Source organism: Sorangium sp. So ce693 (assembly GCF_051521375.1).
Lineage (GTDB): Bacteria > Myxococcota_A > Polyangia > Polyangiales > Polyangiaceae > Sorangium > Sorangium atrum.
Genome location: NZ_CP150347.1, coordinates 11469895 through 11494394, shown reverse-complemented (window position 1 = coordinate 11494394; position 24500 = coordinate 11469895). Strand labels below are relative to the sequence as shown.

18 protein-coding genes are annotated in these 24500 nt (G+C 70.8%); 10 read left to right on the top strand and 8 right to left on the bottom strand.

Going from position 1 to position 24500, the window contains the following annotated elements; all coding sequences use genetic code 11:
* The first annotated feature begins 24 nt into the window (after positions 1–24).
* Together WMF14_RS42825 and rplQ are read left to right on the top strand one after the other, a co-directional pair.
* Positions 25–1065, top strand: coding sequence for a DNA-directed RNA polymerase subunit alpha (locus WMF14_RS42825; RefSeq protein ID WP_012240545.1), 1041 nt, complete (start codon positions 25–27; stop codon positions 1063–1065).
* A 20-nt stretch (positions 1066–1085) separates the two neighbouring features.
* A complete protein-coding gene (gene rplQ / locus WMF14_RS42820) occupies positions 1086–1604 on the top strand; it encodes a 50S ribosomal protein L17 (RefSeq protein ID WP_437325719.1) in 519 nt (172 codons plus the stop codon).
* Positions 1605–1749: 145 nt separating this feature from the next.
* On the opposite strand, the gene WMF14_RS42815 is transcribed toward rplQ, so the two are convergent.
* Together WMF14_RS42815 and yccX are read right to left on the bottom strand one after the other, a co-directional pair.
* Positions 1750–3933 carry a hypothetical protein gene (locus WMF14_RS42815; protein ID WP_437796248.1) on the bottom strand — a complete coding sequence of 728 codons (2184 nt, stop codon included), beginning with the start codon at positions 3931–3933 and terminating at the stop codon, positions 1750–1752.
* Between the two features lie 5 nt (positions 3934–3938).
* Positions 3939–4217, bottom strand: a complete 279-nt coding sequence (yccX, locus tag WMF14_RS42810) for an acylphosphatase (protein ID WP_272102132.1) — start codon at positions 4215–4217, stop codon at positions 3939–3941.
* A 420-nt stretch (positions 4218–4637) separates the two neighbouring features.
* Here yccX and rho point away from each other — a divergent pair, with 420 nt between their 5' ends.
* The 4 genes from rho (at position 4638) to WMF14_RS42790 (ending at position 10902) form a co-directional block, all read left to right on the top strand.
* Positions 4638–5885 carry a transcription termination factor Rho gene (rho, locus tag WMF14_RS42805; protein WP_012240541.1) on the top strand — a complete coding sequence of 416 codons (1248 nt, stop codon included), beginning with the start codon at positions 4638–4640 and terminating at the stop codon, positions 5883–5885.
* A 115-nt stretch (positions 5886–6000) separates the two neighbouring features.
* Positions 6001–8088 carry a GAF domain-containing protein gene (locus WMF14_RS42800; RefSeq protein WP_437796247.1) on the top strand — a complete coding sequence of 696 codons (2088 nt, stop codon included), beginning with the start codon at positions 6001–6003 and terminating at the stop codon, positions 8086–8088.
* A 49-nt stretch (positions 8089–8137) separates the two neighbouring features.
* A complete protein-coding gene (locus WMF14_RS42795) occupies positions 8138–9232 on the top strand; it encodes a (Fe-S)-binding protein (protein ID WP_437796246.1) in 1095 nt (364 codons plus the stop codon).
* On the top strand, positions 9229–10902 hold the full coding sequence (locus WMF14_RS42790; RefSeq protein WP_272102135.1) for a sensor histidine kinase: 1674 nt from the start codon (positions 9229–9231) through the stop codon (positions 10900–10902). Before WMF14_RS42795 ends, WMF14_RS42790 begins: the two co-directional genes overlap by 4 nt.
* A 67-nt stretch (positions 10903–10969) precedes the next feature.
* Here the strand turns inward: WMF14_RS42790 and WMF14_RS42785 are convergent, their stop codons facing one another.
* The 5 genes from WMF14_RS42785 to grxC all read right to left on the bottom strand — a co-directional run bounded on the left by WMF14_RS42785 (position 10970) and on the right by grxC (position 18475).
* Positions 10970–12532: a serine/threonine protein kinase gene (locus WMF14_RS42785; protein WP_437796245.1), complete on the bottom strand. Its 1563-nt coding sequence runs from the start codon at positions 12530–12532 to the stop codon at positions 10970–10972.
* Between the two features lie 253 nt (positions 12533–12785).
* Positions 12786–14753 carry an acetate--CoA ligase gene (acs, locus tag WMF14_RS42780; RefSeq protein ID WP_437796244.1) on the bottom strand — a complete coding sequence of 656 codons (1968 nt, stop codon included), beginning with the start codon at positions 14751–14753 and terminating at the stop codon, positions 12786–12788.
* Positions 14754–15092: 339 nt separating this feature from the next.
* Positions 15093–16325 (bottom strand): hypothetical protein, encoded by a 1233-nt coding sequence (locus tag WMF14_RS42775; RefSeq protein ID WP_437796243.1) that lies wholly within the window; start codon positions 16323–16325, stop codon positions 15093–15095.
* A gap of 7 nt (positions 16326–16332) precedes the next feature.
* On the bottom strand, positions 16333–17991 hold the full coding sequence (locus tag WMF14_RS42770) for a serine/threonine-protein kinase (RefSeq protein ID WP_437796242.1): 1659 nt from the start codon (positions 17989–17991) through the stop codon (positions 16333–16335).
* A gap of 190 nt (positions 17992–18181) precedes the next feature.
* Positions 18182–18475 (bottom strand): glutaredoxin 3, encoded by a 294-nt coding sequence (grxC, locus tag WMF14_RS42765; RefSeq protein WP_044966993.1) that lies wholly within the window; start codon positions 18473–18475, stop codon positions 18182–18184.
* 80 nt (positions 18476–18555) lie between these two features.
* On the opposite strand from grxC, the gene WMF14_RS42760 reads away from it, so the two are divergent.
* The 4 genes from WMF14_RS42760 to WMF14_RS42745 all read left to right on the top strand — a co-directional run bounded on the left by WMF14_RS42760 (position 18556) and on the right by WMF14_RS42745 (position 22961).
* Complete coding sequence (locus WMF14_RS42760; protein WP_437796241.1) at positions 18556–21171, top strand: ATP-dependent Clp protease ATP-binding subunit; 2616 nt, start codon at positions 18556–18558, stop codon at positions 21169–21171.
* A 281-nt stretch (positions 21172–21452) separates the two neighbouring features.
* Positions 21453–21761, top strand: a complete 309-nt coding sequence (gene rplU, locus WMF14_RS42755; RefSeq protein ID WP_012240531.1) for a 50S ribosomal protein L21 — start codon at positions 21453–21455, stop codon at positions 21759–21761.
* A gap of 14 nt (positions 21762–21775) precedes the next feature.
* Positions 21776–22033 (top strand): 50S ribosomal protein L27, encoded by a 258-nt coding sequence (rpmA, locus tag WMF14_RS42750; RefSeq protein ID WP_272102141.1) that lies wholly within the window; start codon positions 21776–21778, stop codon positions 22031–22033.
* Positions 22034–22118: 85 nt separating this feature from the next.
* A complete protein-coding gene (locus WMF14_RS42745) occupies positions 22119–22961 on the top strand; it encodes an HAD family hydrolase (RefSeq protein ID WP_437796240.1) in 843 nt (280 codons plus the stop codon).
* A 78-nt stretch (positions 22962–23039) separates the two neighbouring features.
* Here the strand turns inward: WMF14_RS42745 and WMF14_RS42740 are convergent, their stop codons facing one another.
* Positions 23040–24176 (bottom strand): tetratricopeptide repeat protein, encoded by a 1137-nt coding sequence (locus WMF14_RS42740; protein WP_437796239.1) that lies wholly within the window; start codon positions 24174–24176, stop codon positions 23040–23042.
* Between the last annotated feature and the right edge of the window lie 324 nt (positions 24177–24500).

The following is a 24500-nucleotide window of genomic DNA, read 5'->3' as shown; positions in this document are numbered from 1 at the left end:
ACCTCATGAAGGAAGGAGATCGCCATGACGATGAACAACCCGAACCTCACGATGATCGCCCGTAACTGGCGCGATCTGATCCGGCCCAAGGGCATCTCGATCGACGCGGAGAGCGGGACCCAGTTCTACGCCAAGTTCACGTGTGAGCCCCTGGAGCGCGGCTTCGGGATCACGATCGGCAACTCGCTGCGCCGCGTGCTGCTCTCCTCCCTCCAGGGGGCGGCCGCGACGGCCATCCGCATCGAGGGCGCGCTGCACGAGTTCACGACCGTGCCGGACGTGGTCGAGGACGTCAGCGACATCATCCTCAACGTGAAGGAGGTCGTCTTCAAGGCGGCCACCCCGAAGACGTACTCGGTGCGGATCGATCGCGAGGGGCCCGGGCCCGTGTACGCGCGCGATATCCAGCTGGTCGAGGGTCTGTCGGTGCTCAACCCCGACCACCTCATCGCCGTGCTCGACAAGAAGGGCCCGCTCTCGATGGAGCTCACGGTCAACGTGGGCCGCGGCTACGTGCCCGCCGAGCGCAACAAGACGCCGACCATGCCGATCGGGACGATCCCGATCGACGCGCTGTTCTCGCCGATCCGCAAGGTGAACTACACCGTGCAGAACGCCCGCGTCGGGCAGGTGACCGATTACGACAAGCTCACGCTCGAGGTCTGGACCAACGGGTCCGTCTCGCCCGCGGATGCGGTCGCCTTCGCCGCGAAGATCCTCAAGGAGCAGCTCTCCATCTGGGTCAACTTCGAGGAGAGCGAGGAGACGAGCTACCAGGCGGTGATGAGCGACGACGAGCCGCTCAACGAGAACCTGTTCCGCTCCGTCGAGGAGCTCGAGCTCAGCGTCCGCTCCGCGAACTGCTTGCAGAACGCGAACATCACGCTCATCGGCGAGCTCGTGCAGCGGACCGAGCAGGACATGCTCAAGACCAAGAACTTCGGTCGCAAGTCGCTGAAGGAAATCAAAGAGATCCTCGCGAACATGGGGCTCTCGCTCGGGATGAAGATCGACAACTGGCCGCAGCTCCTCGAGCGCTGGAAGGCGCAGCAGGCGCAGGCGTGAGTCGGTACTGAGGGAACGTCATGCGTCACAAGAAAGCGGGCAGGCAGTTTGGTCGGGACACCTCCAGCCGCAGGGCGATGCTTCGCAACCTGACGGCGAACCTGATCACCCACGAGCGGATCGAGACGACCGACGCCAAGGCGAAGGAGCTGCGGCGGGTGGCCGAGCGGCTCATCACCAAGGCGACGCGGCTCGGCAAGGTCGCGTACACCGCGCACGGAGAGCTCAGCCCCGGCGACAGAGCGCGCCGGCTCCACGCCGAGCGGCTCGTGGGCAGCTACATCCCTCGCTGGGGGGTCGCGACCGATGGCAAGAAGGTCGACATCATCGCGAAGGTGATGATCGATCTCTCGAAGCGCTTCGAGGGGCGGCCGGGTGGCTACACGCGGATCATCAAGCTCGGTCCGCGCCGCGGTGACTCGGCGCAGATGAGCCTCATCGAGTTCATCGACGCGCCGCCGGTCGCGGACGCGCCTTCGCAGGCCGCCGAGCCGGTCGCCGCGGCGGAGCCGGCCACCCCGGCGACGACCGCCGGCTGAGCCGGACGCAGCCGGCGCCGCATCGCGCCGGCGCAGTCGAAGACAGGACGCCGGGAGAGCGCTCAGCTCGCCCGGCGTTTCTGCTTTGTGAGCCCCGCCAGCAATCAGGGACAGACCGCTGCGTGGGGCCGGCGCGCTCGACGGCTCAACGGTCGCGCGCGCCGGCTTCAGGGGCGTCTTCGCTCCGCGATTCCGCCTTCTCGATAGGCTGTGCCGGCAGATCAGGGTCCGCGTTCGAGGCGGCGGGCGGGGCCGGCTCGGGAGGCGTCGGGGGCTGCGGAGGAGCGGCGCTGTCCTGCGTTCGGGGCGGTGCCGAGGCATGAGAGGTGGTCGGCGGCGGAGAGGACGGCGCCGAGGCAGGAGAGGCGGTCGGCGGCGGAGAGGACGGCGCCGAGGCAGGAGAGGCGGCCGGTGGGGGAGGGGACGGCGCCGAGGCAGGAAAGGCGGTCGGCGGCGGCACCGAAGCAGGAGAGGCGGTCGGTGGCGGAGGAACGGTGCCGCCTTGCCCTCTCGCGGGCGATGGAGCGCTCCGACGCCGGGCGATGAAGAACATCGAGAGCACTGCGGCGAGACCTACCGCTCCCGCGGCGATGTGGCGGTTCGTCTGGCTCTTCCGCTCGGCGACCTTGTCCCCGAGGGAGGCGAGCGCCGCCCTCGCGCCGGCGTTGGAAGGGTCGAGCTCGATCGCGCGCTCCAGCACGAACTTGTCCGGCGTGCCGCGCTCGATGAGGAGCGCGCCCTCGAGGTAGGCGATCTCCGCTTCGATCTTCTTCGCGCGCTCGCCTGGCGCGTCGAGGCGCAGCGCCTTGCGCAGCATGGCGAGCGCGTCGTCGCGCCGGTCGGCGGGCAGCGAGCGCGCCCGCTCCACGTAGGCGTCCACCATCTCCTTGCGGCGCTCGAAGAGCGGCGCGCGGGCGAGGACCTTGTCGAACGCCTCGGTGGCCTCGGCGGGCTTGCCCGCGCTCGCCGCGGCGACGCCCTCGTCCATCAGCTTGTACACCTCCGCGAGGCGCGCGCGATCGTACGTCCCGAAGAGCTCGCGCGCGACACGGTCCCACGACCATTCGCGCGGCGGCTTCGCGCCGGTGAGGTCCAGGTAGGCGTCGCGGAGCTGCCAGATGCCGGGCTCGCCGATCGCGGAGATCGCCTCCCGCGCGGCGTCGCGCAGCCGCGCGCGGTCGCTGTTGCAGAAGCTGAGGACCACGCGCATGGCGTCCACGTCCCGGACGCGACCATAGGCGCGGAGGACGTCGGCGAGGATCTGCGTGTCGTTCGACGCGATCGCCTCGCCGGGGATCGCCCGGCCGAGCAGGTCGAGCTGCTTGTTGGCCCACCTCTGGACGATCTTGGCGTCGTGCTGGCGCGCCTCGATCAGCGCGGGGACCGCCTTGTCGCGGAGCTTGGCCACCTGCCGTTGGAGATCGATGCGGAGCAGCTCGCCGAAATAGGCGTGCAGCGCGATGAGCTCGCGGACCGCAGGCGTCGTGCCTGCAGCGACGAGCATCCGCTCCATCGCGAGCAGCTTGACGACATCGCGCCACGCGCTGTCCCGCGGCCGCGCCGCGGCCAGCATGAAGTCCAGCCAGTCCCCCTCGTCCTTCTCGTCGTCAGCGCCCTTCTTGGCGCTCTGGTCGGCCTTGGTGTCCTTCTTTGCGTCCTTCGCGTCGCCGGCGTCCTTCTTCGCGCCCTGGTCGGCCTTCGCGTCCTTCTTCGCATCGCCGGCGCCCTTCTTCGCATCGCCGGCGCCCTTCTTCGCATCGCCGGCGCCCTTCTTCGCGTCGCCGGCGCCCTTCTTCGCGTCGCCAGCGCCCTTCTTCGCGCCCTTGTCGGCCTTCGCGTCCGCGGCCTTCTTCTTGTTGCCGTCGCGCGCGTCCTCCCCCTTCTCGCCCTTCAACGCCTTGCGGCCTTCTCTGCGCGCTTCCGCGAGCACGCGAGGCGCCGCGCCCCGATCGAGCGAGCCGCGGATGTCCTGAACGCGCAGCCGCACCGCATCGACGATGCCAGGGATCGGCTCGTCGAGGGCCGCGCGGGCGTTCTCCCGCGAGCGCGCGTCCTCGGACGTGAGCTGGTCGAGCAACCGGTCGAGCTCGCGGACCGCGGTGATGTCGGGCTCAGGTCGAGCGATCGGGGCGAGGCGCGGGAGCTCCGGGAGCGCGGCGGAGGCCGGCGCGGACGTGCCCGCGTCGCGCTCGCCTGCGGCGCGCGCCGCAGGCGCCGCGAGCGGCACGGCTGCGAGCAGGCCAATCAGGGCGAGCCACGCGCACGCCGGCGTGCGCCGCCGCGCCGGTTGCGCGCCTGCGCCCCTCGGATCCGACGAGCTGCGTGCCAAGCGCATCAATCCGTGATGCGAAAGTCGAAGAAATCGCCGGAGAAGCCCCGCCACCGGACGTCGACGCGCTCGACGCGCGCGGCGCTCGGGCCGCGGTTCGCCCAGGCGATGAGCTCCTTCAGCTCGTCCTCCTCCCCCTCGGCGAGGACCTCGACGGCGCCGTCGGAGCGGTTTTTCACCCAGCCGGTGAGGCCGAGCCGCTTGGCCTCGCGCTGCGTGGAGGCACGAAAGAAGACGCCCTGGACGCGACCGCGGACGAACAGCTGAACCTGTTTGAGCCCCATGGAACCAGCTTGACTTAGCCGCGCGTTCGGGGGGAGGCAACTTCAGGCAGCACCTGGTGGCCACGGACAGTTCGCCCTCGCCGTCCTGCGCAAGGACGGCGCGGACGACCTGTGTCCGTGCCGCGCCCCACGACGCGCGAGCATCGTCCGTGCCTCCCGCCGCGCATTGACAGAGCAGACGCGCTTGATAGAGTCGCCGCCCGATCGGCAAGCACAGCCCGCCGATCGAGCGACATGAACGTGAGGGGCGCCGGTTGCGAGGCGAGCCCTCTTCCCTCTGGCGACCCGCCGACATCGACGACATGCTCGGCCCCGCCTCGGGTCCGACCCGCTGACCCTCCCCAACCAAAAAACCAACGACCGACGGCCTCCACGCCCTTGACAGGGCACGCGCCGTCGCATCCTGGAGCTTTCCGACTCATGCACCTCAGGGAACTGAAGCAGAAACCGATGGCCGAGCTCGTCCAGATGGCGAAGGGGCTCAACATCGAGGGCGCTGCCGGGCTGCGCAAGCAGGAGGTCATCTTCGCTCTCCTGCAGGCCCACGCGGCGCAGGACCAGCCGGTCTACGGCGAGGGCGTGCTCGAATGCCTGCCCGACGGCTTCGGCTTCCTCCGGGCGCCGGACTACAACTACCTGCCGGGTCCGGACGACATCTACGTCTCGCCGTCCCAGATCCGGCGCTTCAACCTCCGCACCGGCGACAGCGTGAGCGGCTCCATCCGGCCGCCCAAGGAGCGCGAGGCGTACTTCGCGCTGCTCAAGGTCGACAAGATCAACGGCGAGCCCCCCGAGGTCGCCCGCGACAAGATCCTGTTCGACAACCTCACGCCCCTCTACCCGCAGCAGAAGTTCAACATCGAGAACGGGACGAAGAGCTTCTCGACCCGCATCATCGACATGCTCTGCCCCATCGGGAAGGGGCAGCGCTGCCTCATCGTCTCGCCGCCCCGCGCGGGCAAGACGGTGCTGCTCCAGCAGATCGCCAACGCGATCTCCGCGAACCACCCGGACACGACGCTGATCGTGCTGCTCATCGACGAGCGCCCGGAGGAGGTGACCGACATGCAGCGCACCGTGAAGGGCGAGGTGATCAGCTCGACCTTCGACGAGCCCCCGACGCGGCACGTGCAGGTGGCCGAGATGGTGATCGAGAAGGCGAAGCGCCTCGTCGAGCACAAGCACGACGTCGTGATCTTGCTCGACTCGATCACCCGCCTGGCGCGCGCGTACAACACGGTCGTCCCGCCGAGCGGCAAGATCCTCTCCGGCGGCGTCGACTCGAACGCGCTGCACAAGCCGAAGCGGTTCTTCGGCGCCGCGCGCAACGTCGAGGAGGGCGGGTCGCTGACGATCGTCGCCACCGCGCTCGTCGACACGGGCTCGCGCATGGACGAGGTCATCTTCGAGGAGTTCAAGGGCACGGGTAACAGCGAGATCCACCTGGATCGCAAGCTGATGGAGAAGCGGATCTTCCCCTGCCTCGACATCAACAAGAGCGCGACCCGCAAGGAAGAGCTGCTGCTGCCCGAGTGGATCCTCCAGCGCGTGTGGCTGCTCCGCCAGCTGCTGCACCCCCTCAACGTCATCGACTCGATGGAATTCCTGCTGGACAAGGTGAGCCGCACCGAGACCAATCAGGAATTCCTCGAGAGCATGAACCAGTAGCCGCACGTCCTCGGGCGCTCCCGGCGGTCGTCGGGAGCGCTCTCGTTCGCGCGAACGGTTCGCGCAGGGGCCCGCGCGCGCGCTCCTCCGGGCGAAGTCGTGTTAGCGTCTTCTGGTGACCGCGAAGGCGGAACAACGCACGAAGGCGCTGCAGGCTCGCAACCAGGAGCTCGAGGCGCGCCTCGCCCACGCCGACAAGACGGTGCAGGCGCTCCGGGACGTCGGGCTCGCCCTTGGCAGCACCCTGGATCTCGACCAGCTCCTCGCGCTGATCCTGAACAAGATCACCGAGCTGCTCGACGCGGACCGAGCCACCCTCTACCTGCTCGACGAGCAGCGGCAGCGGCTCTTGTCGCGCATCATCATCGGCGAGGAGGCGCGCGCGATCGAGCTTCCCGTCGGCGCGGGGATCGCGGGCCACGTCGCCAAGATGGGGCGGACGGTCCGCGTGAAGGACGCCTACCGGGATCGCCGGTTCCAGCGCGACTGGGACGAGGTCACGGGGTACCGCACCCGCTCGATCCTCGCCGCGCCGATGAAGAACCACGTCGGCCGGACGATCGGGGTCATCCAGGTCCTGAACAAACACGGGGAGGGGGAGTTCTCGGTCCATGACGAGGAGCTCCTGAGCGCGCTGGCGACGCAGGCGGCTGTCTCGATCGACAACTCAAGGCTGTTCCTCTCGGTGATCCAGAAGAACACGCAGCTCGTGGAGACGAAGGAGCAGCTCGAGCACCGCGTGAGCGATCTCAAGCTGCTCTTCGACCTCGAGAGCGCGATGGGCCGCGCGACCACGATGGAGGACCTCGCGCGCGCGGTCATCACGGAGGCCGGCAGGGCGTGCGAGGCGCGGGCGGGGGGGATGCTCGTCGACGAGATCGAGGGCGGGCTGTTCCTCTATTTCTTCGATCTCACGGCGTTCGACGGGGGCAGCGCGCCGCCCCGCGCGCCCGCGCTCGGCGATGAGCCGGAGGGCGTCGTGGGCGGGGCCGCCCCGAGGCCGGCGGTGAAGCGCATCGCGATGCGCCGCGGCGAAGGGGTCGTCGGGCGCGCCATGGTGAACAACGAGGCCGTGTGCTTCTCGCGCGAGGGCGGGGGCGAGGAGCCGGACGACACGCTCGTGTCGCCGCGGCTCGCCCAGCTCGTCGGCGCGGAGCTCCGGACGGCGATCGCCGTGCCGCTCGAGGGCGAGGACGCGGTGCCGATCGGATCCATGGCCCTCTACAACTCCAGGCACCCCCACGGCTTCTCGAAGGACGATCGCGCGCTGCTGCGGCTCGTGTCGGCGAACGCGTCGACCGCGCTGCGGCTGTTCCGATCGCGCCTCGAGCGGGAGCAGAGCGAGCGGCTCACCACGATCGGGCGGTTGCTCTCGGGGGTGATGCACGACATGCGCACGCCGCTCACGGTGATCAGCGGCTACGTCCAGCTCATGGCGAGCGCTCCCGACGCGGCGACGAGGGAGGACCACGCGCGGCTGATCCTCAAGCAGTTCGACGTGATCAGCGCGATGCAGCGCGAGGTGCTGGAGTTCGCGCGCGGCGAGCGGAGCATCCTCGTGCGCAAGGTCTACTTGACCAAATTCTTCGGCGACATCGAGAAGCAGCTGGCGCACGAGCTCGCCGGGACCGGCGTCTCGCTCTCCCTGGAGCTCGAGGACCGAGGGACCGCGCGCTTCGACGAGGCGAAGATGACGCGGCTCCTGCACAACCTGGTCCGCAACGCGGTCGAGGCGATGCGGCCAGGCGGGGGCACGGTGACGATCCGCGCCTACCGCGACGAGGGCGACCTCGCGATCTGCGTCGCGGACACCGGGAAGGGGATCCCCAAGGAGATCCAGGGCCGCCTCTTCCAGTCGTTCGTGACCTCCGGAAAGCGCGGCGGCACCGGCCTCGGGCTCGCGATCGTGAAGAAGATCGTCGACGAGCACGCCGGGACGATCACGGTCGCGTCGTCCGACAAGGGCGCGAAGTTCACCATCCGCCTGCCTCAGGAGAGCGCGCCGTCGCGGTCTGCTGGGGCCGCAGGGGGGCAGCCTCAGCTGGCGTCGACGGACGGCGGCTCGGCGACCAAGGCGGGCGCGAGCGTCGCGCCGGTCGTCCACGAGGGCATCTCCCGCCGCAGGCCGGCGGGCTCAGCTCCCTCCGTCCCTCCCGTGAACGAGCGGGGCCGACGCTCGTCCAGCAACGGCTCTGACGCCTGACGCGCCCCCGCCGCTTGCGCGAGGCGCACCCGATGGAGAGACTCGAACGGTGTCCCAGCTCCGCCTGAAGCTCCTCGAGCCGCACCGGACGTCGCTCGAGAAGTGCGTCTACTGCCCCAAGCTCTCCCGCGCCGCCTGCCCCGTGTCGAACGTCGAGGCGAACGAGACGGTGACGCCGTGGGGGAAGATGTCGATGGCGTACTTCGCCGCGCGCGGCGACGTGCCGCTCGACCCAGGCCACGCGGACCCGGCCTGGGCGTGCTCCGCGTGCTTCGGGTGCCGCGAGCGCTGCGATCACAAGAACGAGGTGGCCACCGTGCTGACGGACGCGCGCGCGGAGCTCTTCGCGCGCGATCTCGCGCCGGAGGGGGCCAGGCGCGTGGCGGAGCGCTTCTCGGCCCGCGAGGAGGGCCGCGCCGGTGAGCTCGACGCGCGCTCTCGGTCGGCCGCGGCCGCGCCCGACGCGGTCCTCGTGCTGATCGGCTGCGGCTACGAGCGCCACGCGCCGGACGTCGCGCGCGACGCGCTGGACGCGACCGAAGCGCTGACGGGCGCGCCGACCCGCCCGGTGCGCGCCTGCTGCGGGCTGCCGCTCCTGTACGCCGGCGATCGTCCGGGCTTCGAGGCCGCCGCGCGGCGGCTCGCCGCGGAGGTCGCGCCCGGGGGGCGCTTCGTCGCCGTCGATCCCGGGTGCGCGCGCGCCCTGCGCGTCGAGTACCCGCGCGTGGGCGTGAGCGTGAAGGCCCCGGAGCTGTTCGTCGATCTCGCGCGCTCGTCGCTCGACCGGCTGCAGCGATCGGCGTCGGAGCGGCGGGTGCGCTACCACGATCCCTGCCAGCTCGGGCGCGGCCTCGATCGCTACGACGCGCCCCGGGAGATCCTCGCCCGCATCACGGGGCGCCCGCCGGAGGAGTTCATCCACCGCCGCGAGCACGCCGACTGCAGCGGCGGCGGCGGCCTCCTGCCCGCCACGCGCCCCGCGTCGTCCGCCGCCATCGCCGACGGCAGGATCGCGGAGCACCGCGCGCTCGGCGGCGGGCTGCTCGTGACGCACTGCGCGCAGAGCCTCCGGCGGTTCAGGACGCGGGGCGAGCCGGCGGAGGACCTCGCGAGCCTCGTCGCGCGGGCCGTCGCGCCGCGATGACCGCGCCGCCGCCAGCCGCGGACGAGGCGCGCGGCGGCGCCGCGGGGCCGGAGGAGCGCGCGCCTCAGAAGCGGCGCACGGTCGCGGGGAGGCTCCTCGCGAGCTACCTCGTGGTGCTCGCCGCCTTCGCGCTGACCGTCGGCTGGAGCGTCCAGGCGCTGCGGGCAGCTTCGCGCGACGCCCAGCTGCTGCGCGCCGGGTACGTCCCGCTGCTGCTCCGCATCGGCGAGGTCCTGGCCGAGCAGAACGTCTTCAACGCCCAGCTCAACCACATCACCGCCGCGAAGAACCCGGGGGACGTGCGCGAGTGGATCGAGACCGCGCGGCGGACCCGCCCGCTCGCGTTCTCGATCGTCAAGGACGCCGCCCGGGCGCTCGCCGGCGATGAGAAGGCGACCGGCGGGGACGCTCGCCTCGGGCAGACGGCCGCGTCGTCCGGCGTCCGCCGGTTCAGCGACGAGGTCGCGGCCGAGGTGGCGGCGATCGAGCGGCTCGTCGGCGCCAGCCCGGAGCGGTTCGCTCAGCTCTTCCAGGCGCTCGCCGTCGGCGACCGCGAGCTCGCCGAGCGCACGCGCGACGAGCTCGTCAAGCGGGAGGTCGAGGGCGCGCAGCGGCTCCGGGCGATCAGGAGCCGCGTCGAGGGGCAGATGCAGAGCCTCACCGACGAGGCGGAGCTGCGCGAGGAGCGCTCGATGCACCTGCTCCTCGGGCTGGGCGTGCTGACGCTCCTCGTCGGCGTCATGATGTCGCTGTACGCGCGGCGCGTGCTCGCCCCGCTGACCGCGGTCACCGAGCGGGCCAACGCCGTCGCGCGCGGCGACCTCACCCCGAAGCAGGCGCTCGCCACGAACGACGAGATCGGCGAGCTTGCGACGACGTTCGAGGACATGGTCGCCGCGATCCGCCGCGCGCGCGCCGAGCTCGTGAACGCCGAGCGGCTGGCGGCGATCGGGAAGATGGCGGCGCACGTCACGCACGAGATCAGGAACCCGCTGTCGTCGATCGGGCTGAACCTCGAGCTCCTCGAGGAGGAGGTGGCGCGCGCCTCCGCGGCGGACATGCCTGACGCCGAGCTGAGGCCCGTGATGAAGGAGTCGGCGCAGCTCGTCACGGCCATCCGGGCCGAGGTGGACCGCCTGTCCCGCATCGCCGAGCAGTACCTCAGCGTCGCCCGCCGCCCCCGCCCGCGCCTGGAGCCAGAGCGGGTGGACGACCTGGTGCAGGAGCTGGTGGCGTTCGTGAGGCCCGAGCTCGACCGCGCCGGCGTCGCGGTTCGCGTCGAGGTGGAAGAGGCGGGGCCCGAGATCCTCCTCGACGAGTCGCAGATCCGTCAGGCGCTCCTGAATTTGCTCCGCAACGCGCGCGAGGCGATGCCGAAGGGCGGCGAGATCGTCGTGAGCGTCAGCTTCTCGAGCGGCGCCGCGACCATCGCGGTCGACGACACGGGCCTCGGCGTGCCGGAGGAGCTGCGCGCGTCCATCTTCGACCCCTTCTTCACGACGAAGCAGCGCGGCACGGGGCTCGGGCTCGCGGTCACGCGGGACATCATCGAGGCGCACGGCGGCACGATCTCGTGCGAGCCGCGCGAGGCGGGGGGCACGCGGTTCCGGATCGCGCTGCCCGCCGGGCGCTCACCGGTCCAGGGCCGCGCCGCGGACGCGATGCTGTGAGCCGCTCCGGCCGCGGCTCGCTCGCGCGGCGGAGCGCGGCACGTCCGACGCGGGGCCGCAGCGCGGACTATCTCGGCATGTCCAGGTACTGGAGGGCGAGCCCCATGAGGAAGAAGCCCACCACGGCGAACAGGATCGCCGCGAGCACGTAGACGATGGTTCGAAGCGTCCGCGCCGGCGGCGCCGGAGGCCGCTGCTCGAGCGGCCCTGGCTCACCGACGGTGGCAGGCCCCGGGCTTGCCGAGTCCATGCTTGGCCGCACGGGTTTGTAGACAAGCGTCGGACCCTGGCCGGTCGTCGAGCCGCCCGAGCTGTCCTCGGAGAAATCCGGGAGCGTCCGCGGCGTCACGGGGTGGGATACGAGCGGGGGCACGAGATCTCTGAGCGCGTTGTTGAGCACCATGGTGCCGTTCGGACCGGTCCATTGGGCGGGCGCCACCGCCGTCTGCCCGCCCGGCGCGCGCCCGCCGGGCATGTAAGGCGGGAGCTGGCCCTCGTTCTGCGTGAGCGGCGGCTCCGCGAGGAGGTGGGCCGCCCGCTCAGGCTCGCCGTGCGGGCGCACCATGGTCTCGACCCGCGGTTGCGCCCCCGGGTCGGTCGCCGTGCGGATCAAGATGGGATCGATCGGTGGCACCGGGAGCTTGACCGCGCCGGAGGACGGCGGCTTGTAGCTCTGGTGCGCTGGCGGGATGGGCGAGCTGCGCGCATGGCCGGGGGCGCTGCTCGCCGGCAGCGTGGAGCTGGGTGAGCCGCTGACCGGATGGCTGGAGCTCCTCGCCGGCCGCAGCTCCCGCCAGGCGGTGAGCCCCTCGAGCGCGCTCTGGAAGCGGTCTGCGGGCTCTCGCGCCAGCCCCTTCGCGAGGAACGCCTCGAGCCGCGGGTCGACGGGCCCGTCCATCGCCTCGGCCAGCGTCCGCGCGTTGGTCTTCTGCTTCATCTCGACCATGATGAGCAGGTTGCGCGCCTGGTAAGGCAGCTGGCCGCTCATCGACTGGTAGATCATCGTGGCGCAGGCGTAGATGTCCGCGCGGTGGTCGACCGTCTTCGCCTTGCCGATCTGCTCGGGCGGCATGAACGAGAACGTGCCCAGGCTCTGGCCCATCTCGGTCAGCGTCTCCGCTCCCATCTCCTTCGGCAGCTTGGAGATGCCGAAGTCGAGGATCTTGACCCGCTTCGACCCGTCGGGGCGCGCCTCGATGTACACGTTCGACGGCTTCAGATCGCGGTGGATGATCCCGGCGCGATGCGCATCGGCGAGCCCCATCCAGACCTGCTCGATGATCGGGTGCAGCTCCTCGAAATCGATCGGTCCCGTCCGCTTCAGCCGATCGATCAGCGACTCGCCCTCGAGCAGCTCGAACACGAGGACGATGCCGTGCTCGGGGTCCTCCTCGACGTCGAGGATCTCGGTGACGTGATCGCTGTTGATGGATCCCGCGGCGCGCGCCTCGCGCCGGAACCGCTCGGCCGCGGACGACTTGGCCTTCGACTCGGCGCGCAGGAGCTTGATCGCCACCTGGCGGCCGGTGCGGATGTTCTCCGCGGCGAACACCTCGCCCATGCCGCCGCGGCCGAGCTGGCGGATGATGCGATACCGGTTCGCAACGACGGTTCCAGCTTCGAGCTCCAAGCGCGCCCTCGCCCCAGAGTATCCTCCGCGCCGATGCGGAGGATCAAATTCTCCGGCGCGAACGAGGTGATCCGACCGTAAGTCGCGGGCCGCGGTCGCTCTTCCCAGCGCCCAGCGCGGCGGAAGGGCCGCGGGATCGAGCTCTTCCGTGGGGTCTCCTCCCCTTCGCCGGGGGGCAGGCGCTGACCCGTCGCGCGCGGCGTCCTCGCGTCGGTCGCAGGGGCACGGCCGCGCCCCTGCGCCGCCGCGGGGCTCACTCGTCTTCTTGCTGGCGGAGCTTCGCCATGACGCTCAGGTCCTCGAGCGTCGAGGTATCGCCGGTCAGCTCTCGACCAGCGGCGACGTCCTTCAGGAGCCGGCGCATGATCTTGCCGCTGCGGGTCTTCGGCAGGGCGTCCGCGAAGCGGATCGCGTCGGGGCGGGCGAACTTGCCGATCTCCTTGGCGACGTGCTCGCCGAGCTTCGCCTGGAGCTCCGGCCCGGCCGTCACCCCCGGCCGGAGCGAGACGAACACCACGAGCGCCTGTCCCTTGAGGTCGTCCGGGCGACCCACGGCGGCCGCCTCTGCGACGGAGGGATGAGACACGAGCGCGCTCTCGATCTCGGCCGTCCCGATGCGGTGGCCGGCCACGTTCAGCACGTCGTCGATGCGACCGACGACCCAGAAGTAGCCGTCCTCGTCGCGGCGGGCGCCGTCGCCGGTGAAGTAGCAGCCCTCGACGTCGCTGAAGTACTGCTTCCGGAAGCGCTCGTCGTCGCCCCACACCGTGCGCAGCATCGACGGCCACGCCTGCTTCAGGACGAGCAGCCCTCCCTCGCCCGCGGCGACGGGCTTGCCGTCCTTCGTCACGACCTCGGGCACGACGCCGAACATCGGCAGCCCGGTCGATCCCGGCTTCGAGAACGACGCGCCGGGCAGCGTGGTCATCATGATCGAGCCCGTCTCCGTCTGCCACCAGGTGTCCACGATCGGGCAGCGGCCGCCGCCGATGGTCCGGTGGTACCAGATCCACGCCTCGGGGTTGATCGGCTCGCCGACCGAGCCGAGGAGCCTGAGGCTCGACAGATCGCTCTTCGCGGGCCACTCGTCGCCCTGCCGCATGAAGGCGCGGATGGCCGTGGGGGCGGTGTAGAGGATGGTGACCCCGTGCTTCTCGATCAGCCGCCAGAAGCGGCCCCAGTCGGGGAAGTTCGGGGCGCCTTCGTACATGAGGCACGTCGCGCCGTTCGAGAGCGGGCCGTACACGATGTAGCTGTGGCCCGTCACCCAGCCGACGTCGGCGGTGCACCAGTAGACGTCGTCGTCGCGCAGATCGAAGACGTACTTCGTCGTGACGTGCGCGCCGACCAGGTAGCCGGCGGTCGTGTGGAGCACCCCCTTGGGTTTCCCGGTCGAGCCGCTCGTGTAGAGGATGAAGAGCGGGTGCTCGGCGTCGACGATCGTCGGCTCGCAGGCGGGGGCGGCACCGGCGAGCAGGTCGTGCCAGAAGACGTCCCGGCCCTCCGTCATCTGCACATCGCAGCGCTCCTTGCCGAGGTGCTGGTACACGATGACGCGCGTCGCGCTCTTCGCCTCCGGCTGAGCGAGCGCCTTGTCGACGGTCGCCTTCAGCGGCACGACCTGCCCGCGCCGGTACGCGCCGTCCTGCGTGATGACGAGCTTGGCCTGGCTGTCGTGGATGCGGTCGCGGAGCGCGTCCGCGGCGAAGCCGCCGAACACCACGGTGTGCACCGCGCCGAGGCGCGCACAGGCGAGCATCGCCACGGCCACCTCGGGGACCATGCCCATGTAGATCGCGACCCGGTCACCCTTCTCGATGCCCAGCCGCTTGAGCGCGTTGGCGAGCAGCAGCGTCTCGCGGTGGAGCTGGGCGTAGGTCAGCGTCCGCGTGGCGCCGTGCTCGCCTTCCCAGATGATGGCGGCCTTGTTCTTGGTGGCCGTCGTCAGGTGTCGATCGAGGCAGCTCTCCGTGACGTTGAGGGTGGCGCCGAGGAACCACTTGGCGTGCGGCAGGGACCAGTCGCTGGTCGTGGTCCACGGCGTGCGGAACACGAGGTCGCTCACCTCCCGGCGCCAGAACGCGTCCGGCTGCTCGATGCTCTCGCGGTAGAGCGCCTCGTAGGTCGCCTGCGCGCCGACGCGCGCACGACGCGAGAACTCGGCCGGCGGCTCGAACCGGCGCGTCTCCTTGAGCAACGACGTGATGGCATCCTGCGACATGGCACCCCTTGAGGGGACGGCGGCAGCCGATCCCCGGCTGACGTTGAAGGGGACGGCGGCAGCCGATCCCCGGCTGACGTTGAAGGGGACGGCGGCAGCCGATCCCCGGCCAATGTTGAAGGGGACGGCGCAAGCCGATCCCCGGCCAATGTTGAAGGGGACGGCGCAAGCCGATCCCCGGCCAATGTTGAAGAGGACGGCGGCAGCCGATCCCCGGCCCATGCTCCCCGCTGGAGAGCGCGGCGAACCCTCTACGACTCACCGCGAGGGCGTGCGAGGATACATCCGTCAAGCGGCAGAACAAGGATGGAACGAGCGGCCGAGATCGGCAGAGGCTGATCACCAGAACGCATAGCCGGCGTGCAAGCTGCCCCCCAGCTGCAGCAGCACGGCCGAGTAGAGCGTGGCGTCGTCCTGATCGCTGTTCTTGTAGCTGATGCCGCGCGACGACTGGAAGTAGCTGTCGAGCGAGAACCCGAGGAGCACGCCCCCGAGGTCCAGCTCGACGCCCACCTCGGAGAACACGAACGCGTTCACCCCGGCGGCCTTCTGGCACAGGCCATTGCAGATATCTCCCGCCGGCGTCTTGATGCTGTCGAACTTCACGGAATCGTAGGTGAGACCGCCCCCGATCGAGCCCACGAACCGCCAGGTCTGCCCAGGGGTCATCAGGCGGACGTTCAGCCCGAGGCGCGTCGAGCCGAGCGTGTAACTGGCGTTCGGGTAGGCGGGGTCGTCCGAGCCGGTCGCGATGTTCGCGTACTGGAGCATCACGTCGAACGCCGCGGGGGTGTTCACGCGGTATCCCACCCGGATCGAGCCAGCTCCGCCGCTGTTCGCCTCCGGCGCCGGGAAGGCTCGCGGGTGGCTGAGCGGCCAGAGCAACGACGCGGCACCGATCACATAGTAGCCCTGCGGCGGGAGCGAGAGGGGCACCGGCTTCGGCGGAGGGGGCAGGGGCGGCGTGAACGGCTGCGGCGCCGGGGTCGCGGGGGCTCTGTCCGGGACCAGCGCGAGCTTCACCTTCTTGTCGCGCTCGCCGCTCGCCACGGTGACGCTCTCCTCGGCGCTCGCGTGCCCCTCGGCTCGCGCGCCGATGCGGTGCACCCCCGGCCCGAGCTCCACGACCCGCGTCGCCGAGGACGAGGGGGGCTGTTCCTCGCCGTCGATGATCAGCGTCGCGGTCTGTGGGCTGAGCTCGATCGTGAGATGGGCGAGGAGCGCGCGCATCTCCTCGATGGCGCTGCGCGCCGTCTTCTCGTCGCCCTCATCCATCGTGTCGCGGTGCTCCGCGAGCGCGCGCTCGAGCGCCGCGATGGCCCTCGGGTAGTTGAAGAGGGCCTTCTCCGCGAGCGCGATGTTGAACAGCGGGCTGGCCTTCGGCTTCTCCTTGTAGGCCGCCTCGAACTCGACGACCGCGGCCCGGTAGTTCCTGTCCTGGAACAGCTTGATGCCGTTCTCCATGTGCTGCCGGTACGGTTCGACCTGCGCGAGCGCCGGCGAGAGCTGCATGGTCAGGCCGAGCGTCGCCGCGCAGAGCGCCAGCGTGAGTCGTCCGTGTGATCTGCCCAATCCCGCCTCAGTCGACCTTGAGCTGCAAACCAGCCGCGACCCCCGCCGGCTTCGGCGTCGCGACCGCCGGGGTGGCCTGCGCCGGACCGGCGGCCTTCGCCCCGGCGCCCGCGCCCCTGGGGCGCGCCGCGAAGGGGAGCGTCGTCGCCTTCTTCGTGATCGGCTCGGCCTTGGGCGCCGGGGCGGGCGCGACGGGCGCCGCAGTCGTGGCCTCGGCCGGAGGCGGCGCCGGGGTCACGGCCGCCGGCAGCGGGTGGAGCAGGACATCGATCGGGGCGTTGCCGTCCTGGAGCGTCACCTCTTTGTCCACGGCCGTGTAGCCGGAGGCCTCGATGCGCACACGCTTCGTCTCGCCCGTGCGGCCGCGCAGCGTGCGGTCGGACAGCGCCACGCCGTCGACGGTGAACAGGGCGCCTTCGGCGTTCGTCCGGAGCTCGACGGAGACCTGGGTGGGCAGCGCGGGCGCGATGGCTGCCGTGCCCGCGTCCGGCGAGCGGCGCGCGTGAAGGACCGCGCCGGCGAGCCCGCCAAGGAGCGCGACCAGCGCCCCCGCGGCGAACGCGAGCCGCCGCGGGCCGCGCGCGCCCGTGTGCCCGCTGCTCGACCAGCCCACCTTCGAGCCGCTCCCGTGCACCTCGAGCGTCGGATCCAGCCCGATGCTGGGATCCCCCGGCGTCTGCTGCCTCGCCGGCGTCTGCCCGAGGGCGCCGGGAGCGCTCGTCGTGTGCGCCCCGAGCTCGTCGCTCGAGCTGCGCCGTGACGCGAGGAGCCCGCCGGCGCCGGCGGCCAGGGCGTCCAGGAAATCTCGCGCGGAGGAGAACCTCGCGTCCCTGTCCCGCGTGAGCGCCTTGGCGATCACGCGCGCGATCGGCTCGGGGACGGCCGGGTTGCTCATCCGCACATCCAGCGCGTCCTTCATGCAGATGTTGACGATCACCTGCTCGTACGAGCCGCCGCTGTGCGGCGGGTGCCCCGTGAGACACTCGTAGAGGATCGCGCCGACGGCCCAGAGATCGGTCCTGCCGTCCACGTCGGGCAGCGCCTGCGCCTGCTCCGGCGACATGTAGAACGGCGTTCCGAGCACCGTGCCCTGCCGGGTCAACGTGTGGGCCGGAGCGCCGTCGGCGCGGCGCACCTTCGAGATGCCGAAGTCCAGGATCTTGGCGAAGTTCGGGTCGTCGTCGCGGTCGACAAGGAAGACGTTGTCCGGCTTGAGGTCGCGGTGGACGATGCCCGCCTCGTGGGCGCGGTGGAGGCCGCGGAGGAGCTGCGCGGTCACGTGGAGCGCCTCGCCGAGGTCGAGCCTGCCGCAGCGCCGGATGCGGTGGCCCAGGTCCTCGCCGCGGAGCAGCTCCATGACGAGGAAGGGGATGTCGTCGGCGAAGCCGGCGTCGAAGATCTCGACGATGTGCGCGCTCTCGACGGCGCTCGCCGCCTGCGCCTCGCGGTGGAACCGGGCGACCGCGTCCTTGTTCTGCGCGAGATCGGCGTCGACGAACTTCATCGCGACGCGCTTCCCGATGGCGGTGTTCACCGCCTCGTAGACCACGCCCATCCCGCCACGCCCGATCGTCCGTACGATTTCGTACTTCTGAACCCGCTTTCCGACGAGCGCCCCCTCGACCGGCGGGGTCGCTGCGGCGGTGGTGTCGGTGCTGCTAGGCATGGCGGTTCGACGTGGGGGAAGCGGACGAAGCCCGTGAAGCCCTTTGGACGAACCGCATCAAAGAAAGCTGCGCCCCGTCCCCGCGCGGCAGCTTATCACCTCCTCACGCCCGGGTGCACCTTCGCCGGCGGGGCCCCAGGGGTGCGTCCGACGAGGATTCTCCGCCGTACCTCAGGCACCTTCATCCGCCTCAGCGCGGCATGGGAGGTGCGTCCGCGCTCGGCGCCTCACCGAGGCGCGGATCGAGCCCCCCCTCCTTGTCGAGGGCCGAGAGGTCGCTGAATCCGCCGATGCTGGCTCCATTGATGAAGATCTGAGGGACCGTCCGCTGCCCGGAGGCCTTGACCAACCAGGCGCGGAGGTCATCGCGGTTCTCCACGTTGATCTCCGTGAAGCGCGCCTGCTTCTGCGTCAGCAGGCGCTTCGCCATGGCGCAGTAAGGGCAGTAGTCGGTGACGTAGATGGTGACTTCGGCTGCTTGCATGGGCATCTCGTCCTCTTTCCTTTCCCGGGCAGGCCAAAGATGCAAGCGCACAGGGCTCCACCTTGCGGTAGGCTGCGCGCATGGCCGAGAAAGAGGGCACGATTCACCTCGATCGCTATACTGGCGACGCGAAGCAGGTCGTCGCCGGCGCACAGCAGATCGCGGACGAGCGCCAGCACGCGGAGGTCACGCCGCTGCACCTGCTCATGAGGTTGCTGGAGCGCGACCGGGGCGTGTCCGAGGTCTTTCGGCGGGCCGGCGCCGACCCGAACGAGGTGCTCCAGCTCGCCGAGAACGCCCTGAAGAAGCTGTCCAGGGCGGGCAGCAGCGGCGTTGCGTACGTGAGCCCTCGCCTGCTCGATCTGCTCGGGCGCGCCGAGCGGGAGGCGACCCGGGACAAGTCGCAGAACGTGGGCATCGAGCACCTGTTGCACGCGCTCGCCCAGGAGATCCGCGGGCCTGCCGGGGAGATCCTCTCTTCGTTCGGCATCGGTCCCGGCGCGTTCCGGCCGCACCTCGGGGCGCTGGAGGCGGCCTCGCGGGAGCCCTCGCCCGCGCCGGCCAACGCGGCCGAGCCGGGTCAACCCGCGCCCTACACGCGGGACCTCGTCGCCGACGCGCGCGAAGGGCGGTTCGACCCGGTCATCGGCCGTGACGTCGAGGCGCGCCGCTTGCTGCAGATCCTCGAGCGGCGGTTCAAGAACCACCCGCTCATCGTCGGCGAGCCCGGCGTGGGCAAGACCGCGCTCATCCGGGGCCTGGCCGATCGCATCGCGCACGGCGACGTGCCCACGAACCTCGCGGGCGCCCACCTCTACGAGCTCGACACCGGCGCGCTCGTCGCCGGGGCGAAGCTCCGCGGGGAGATCGAGCAGCGCCTCAAGGTCCTTGTCGATCGGCTGCGGAGCGAGCAGGACGCGGAGAGCATCCTCGTCGTCGAGGATCTCGACGCGCTCTTCGGCCAGGGGGTGCAGGGCGCCGGCGTGGGCGAGCTCCTGAAGCCGCTCCTGTCGCGCGGGGAGATCCGGATCATCGCCACGACGACGCCCGAGGGCGTGCGCAAGATCAACGAGCGCGATCCCGGGATCATCCGGCGGTTCTCGACGATCACGCTGGAGGCGCCGAGCATCGATCAGGCGACGGAGATCCTGCGCGGGATCGCCACGAAGTACGAGGCCCACCACCGCGTCCGGGTAGGGGAGAGCGCCATCACCTCGGCGGTCGCGCTGGCCAAGCGGTACATCTCGGACCGCGCGCTCCCCGACACGGCGGTGGACCTGCTCGACGAGACGTCCGCCCGCAAGCGGGTGGAGGTCGACGGCGTGCCGGCCGAGCTCGACACGCTGACCCGGCGTGTCGACGCGCTCCGCGCCCAGATCGCCGCGCTCGCGGACGACGACGACAAGCTCAGCGTCCAGACCCGCACGCGGCTGGAGGCGGAGCTCGCGGAGATCGAGCCGAAGGCGTCGTCGATGCGCAGCCGCAACGCGTCGCGCCGCGGCGTCATCGCGGCGTGCCAGTCCATCCGCCGGGAGCTCGTCGCCGCGACGGAGGCCTTGAAGGCTGCCCAGCGCGACAAGGCGTTCGCCAAGATCGGCGAGCTCGAGCACGTCACGCTCCCGGAGATCAAGCGGCGGCTGCAGGCCGCGGAGGAGGCCGCGCAGCGGGAGGGGGTCGCGCCGACCTCGAACGTCGTCGCGGAGTCGGACGTGGCGGCGACGCTCAACGACTGGACCGGCATCCCGGTGGCCAAGATGCTCGAGGGCGAGGCCGAGAAGCTCCTCAAGATGGAGGCGCGGCTCGCGCAGCGGGTGGTCGGTCAGGACGAGGCGGTGCGCGCGATCGCGAAGGCGGTGCGCCGCGGGCGCGTCGGCCTGCGCGATCCGGGGAAGCCGATCGGCTCGTTCCTGTTCCTCGGGCCGAGCGGCGTCGGCAAGACGGAGCTCGCGAAGGCGCTCGCCGAGTTCCTGTTCGACGACGAGCAGGCGCTGACGCGCATGGACATGAGCGAGTTCATGGAGCGCCACATGGCGCAGCGCCTGATCGGCGCGCCCCCGGGCTACGCGGACAGCGAGCAGGGCGGCTTCCTCACCGAGGCCGCCCGGCGCCGGCCGTACAGCGTGCTCCTGTTCGACGAGGTCGAGAAGGCCCACGCGGACGTGTTCAACCTGCTGCTCCAGATCCTCGACGACGGCCGGCTCACCGACGGCCGCGGGCGGCTCGCCGACTTCTCGAACACGGTCGTCATCATGACCTCGAACATCGGGTCGAAGCGCGTGCTCGAGACCGACGCCAAGCTCTGGACCACGGAGGACGGGCGCGAGGCGATCCGCGACGTCCTGCTCGAGGAGCTGCGCGGGTTCTTCCGCCCCGAGTTCCTGAACCGGGTCGACGACATCATCGTCTTCAAGGCGCTCAGCAAGGAGGACCTCCGGGGCATCGTCGACATCCAGCTCCGTCGGCTGGAGCAGCTGCTCACGGACAAGGACATCCGCCTGGCCCTCACGGACGCCGCGAAGGCACGGCTCGTCGAGCTCGGTTACGAGCCGAGCCTCGGCGCTCGCCCGCTGAAGCGGGCGATCCTGCGCGAGCTCCAGAACCCGCTCGCCGAGACCATCCTGGCCGGCGGGTACCAGCCCGGCCAGACGATGCAGGTCGACGTGGTCGACGAGAAGTTCGTCTTCACCAAGGCGTGAGGGCGAAAAGGCGGTGGGCGAGCGGCGAGCGCGACCCGCGCCGCGACCGGGCGCGCGGCCCGGGCTGCGCTCTGCCCGGGGCTTTCCAGGGCCCTGCCCACGCCCGGAGGTCGGGGACGTCGCTCCAGGCGAAGAACCAGGGCGACGCCGCTGCGAACCACTTGCCAAGCCGGAGAAGGTCCGTATACTGCCGCTCCCTCGCCCACCGGGCCCTCTGATCGAGGGCTATCTGCGTGGCGTATGGCGAGGGATCGCGGTCCCCAGGTTGAGGAAGACGCACCATGTACGCGGTCATCAAGACGGGCGGCAAGCAGTATCGGGTCGCCGAAGGTCAGAAGCTCCGGGTTGAGAAGCTTGTCGGCAATGCGGGTGACAAGGTCACCTTCAGCGAGGTGCTCCTCGTCGGCGGTGACTCTCCCAAGATTGGCAAGCCCCTCGTGAGCGGCGCCTCTGTCGCTGCCGAGATCACCGGGCAGGACCGCGGCAAGAAGATCGTGGTCTTCAAGTTCAGGCGCCGGAAGAACTACCGCCGCAAGAACGGCCACCGCCAGCCGTACACCGAGCTCAAGATCACCGGCATCACCGCCTAGCAGGAGAAGCAGAGATGGCTCACAAAAAAGGCGGCGGCTCCTCCAGGAACGGCCGCGACTCAAGCGCACAGCGCCGTGGGGTGAAGGTGTATGCCGGGGCGCCCGTGCGCGCTGGCAACATCCTGGTCCGGCAGGTCGGCTCCTCGATCCACGCCGGCCACAACGTCGGCACCGGCCGCGACTTCACGCTCTTCGCCCTCGTCGACGGCGTCGTCACGTACGAGTGGAAGTCCAACACCAAGAAGCAGGTGTCGGTCTACCCGGCTTCCTGAGCCTTCCTCACCGGGAGGGCGTCCTGATCCGTTCCATCCAGTCCCGCCTGCTGCGCTCCACGCGCTGCCGAGCTACTCGAGCGCGGTGACGACCTACAAGCTCCTCGCCCTCGACGTCGACGGGACCCTCGTCCGTCGTGATGGGTCCATCCACGACGAGGACCTCCGCGCCATCCAGCGGCTCCAGGGCGCCGGCGTCCCGGTCTCGATCGCGACCGGGCGTCTGTACTCGGGGACGCGCGAGGTCGCGCGCCGGATCGGCGTGGTCGGCCCCATCGCGTGCGTCGACGGCAGCCACATCGTGCACACCGAGGGCGACGCGCACCTGTACTCGCGCACGATCTCCGGCGCCGAGGCGTCCCTCCTGCGCTCGATCACCGAGCGGCACGCGACGGCGTCGTTCCTGTTCGCGCAGGACAGCATCGTCCACGACGCGACCGGCGCGCCGCACGTCCACTATGTCCGGGGTTGGTCGCCCGCCATCGCCGAGGTCGATCGCGTCTCGTCGCACCCGTACTGGGAGCACGAGCATGGCCTGCTCGCGCTCGTGGCGCTCGGGACCGAGCTCCAGGTCGCGGCGGCCGTCGAGGAGGTCCGGTCCGAGCTCGGTGAAGCGGCCTTCGTCGTCTCGTTCCCCCTCATGCGCGACGACCAGACGAGCCTCTTCGCGATGATGGTCCGGGCCGCTGGGCCGACGAAGGGGACCGCGATCGCGTGGCTCGCGGAGCACCACGGCTGCGAGCTGTCGGACGTGGTCGTCGTCGGCGACTGGCTCAACGACGTGCCGATGTTCGAGGTCGCGGGGCGGTCGTTCGCCATGGCGCAGGCGCCCGAGCCTGTGAAGCAGGCGGCGACGGACCGCCTCAAGGCCGACGGCCTGGTGGGCGGTGGCATCGCCGAAGCCATCCGCCGCGCCTTCGGTCGCTGAACGCGCTGAACGCCGGCCAACGGCGAGCGCCGGAGGCAGCGGAGGAGCGCGCTCAGCGCTCCCCCGCCTCCGTGCGTGTCAGGCCTTGCGCTGCTGCGCCGGCTGGGCCGCCGCGGCGAGCTGCTGCTGCTGCTGCTGCAGGTACTGGGCAACGGCGCGCGACCGCTCGATGGCGAACTGCTTGACCTCCTTGCTCGGAGAGCCCGCGAGGGCATTCAGTAGCTTGGTCACCTTCTCGAGCTGGCGCGACTGGAACAGCGCCTCGAAGTAGTTGTTCGCCAGGCGCACGTCGCGGCTCATCTTCGCCTCGTGCGGCTGGAGCAGGCGGACCACCGCCTCGAGGTCGTTCTTCTGCCCGTAGAGCGCCGACAGGCAGAGCAGCGCCAGCGGGTTGTCCGGGTTCTGCGCGACCGCCTTCTTGGCGTACTCGACCGCCTTGTCGCGCGTCTCCTCGTTGGCCGCGTAGAAGCCCTGGATCGCGATGTACGGCGCGGCCGTCTTCTTGTCGGCCGAGAACTTCTCGATCGCCGCGACCGCGCTCGCCTCGTCGCCGCGCTGCTTCTCGTACTGGAAGAGGTAGGCCCACGCGTCGATACAGTCCACGTCGATCGCGATCGCCTTCTCGATGAACTCGCGCTCCTTCGCGTCGTCCTTGCGCGCCTGGTAGAGCTTCGCGAGGTGCAGCGAGGGGTAGGGGTTGTCCTTGAGCAGGTTCTGCGCGCCCTTGAGCGTCCCCTCGGCCTTGTCGTGCTTGTCCTGCGAGAGCTGCGCGACGCCGAGCGCGAGCCAGTCGTCGCCCGTGCCGCCCTTCGCGACCACCTTCGAGAGCACCTGCTCGGCGCGCGCCAGCCGGTTGTGCTTGAGGAGCTCCTGCGCGAAGATACGCCCGCGGTTCAGGTCATCAGGCTGCTCGGTCCAGTGCTTCTCGAGCCCCGCGAGCAGGTCCTCCAGGCCGATCGCGATCGGGCGCCCCTGATCGTCCTGCACCTGCACCGCCGGCCCGTTGAAGCCGAGGAGCTGCCACATCTGCTCGAGGGTCACCGCCGTGGGACCCTGCTCGAGCAGGCCCTTCAGCTCGTCGGTCGGCTTGTTCATCGGGATGACGATGAGCGCGTTCCCCGGCACGCCGTTCGGAAACGCGCTCACGGGCGCGACGATCGCCGCCCCTCCGGTGATGTTGAGCCCACCCGCCTGCTGCTGTCCGTTCGTCGTCATCGTCGATGCTCCGAGATCTCTCCCCCACGCGCGCCGAGGCGCAGGCATCGCCCAGCCTCGCCCCGGTACCCTGCGCGCCGAAATGATGGGGGCCGTAGTTCGTGTAGAAGGGGCGCGAACGCTAGCAGGGAGGACCCAGCCGGGCAACGGGGGAGCTCGGAGCGCGCGCGGCCTCATCGCGGCCATCGCGTTCTGGCCAGAAGCGCTTCCGCCGCTTCCACCGCTTCCACCGCTTCCACCGCTTCCACCCGTGATTCCGCGCGTCGCAACCGTGAACCTCGGCGCGGTTCCCGCGCTTGAACCCGGCTGCGCCGCTGCGGCTCG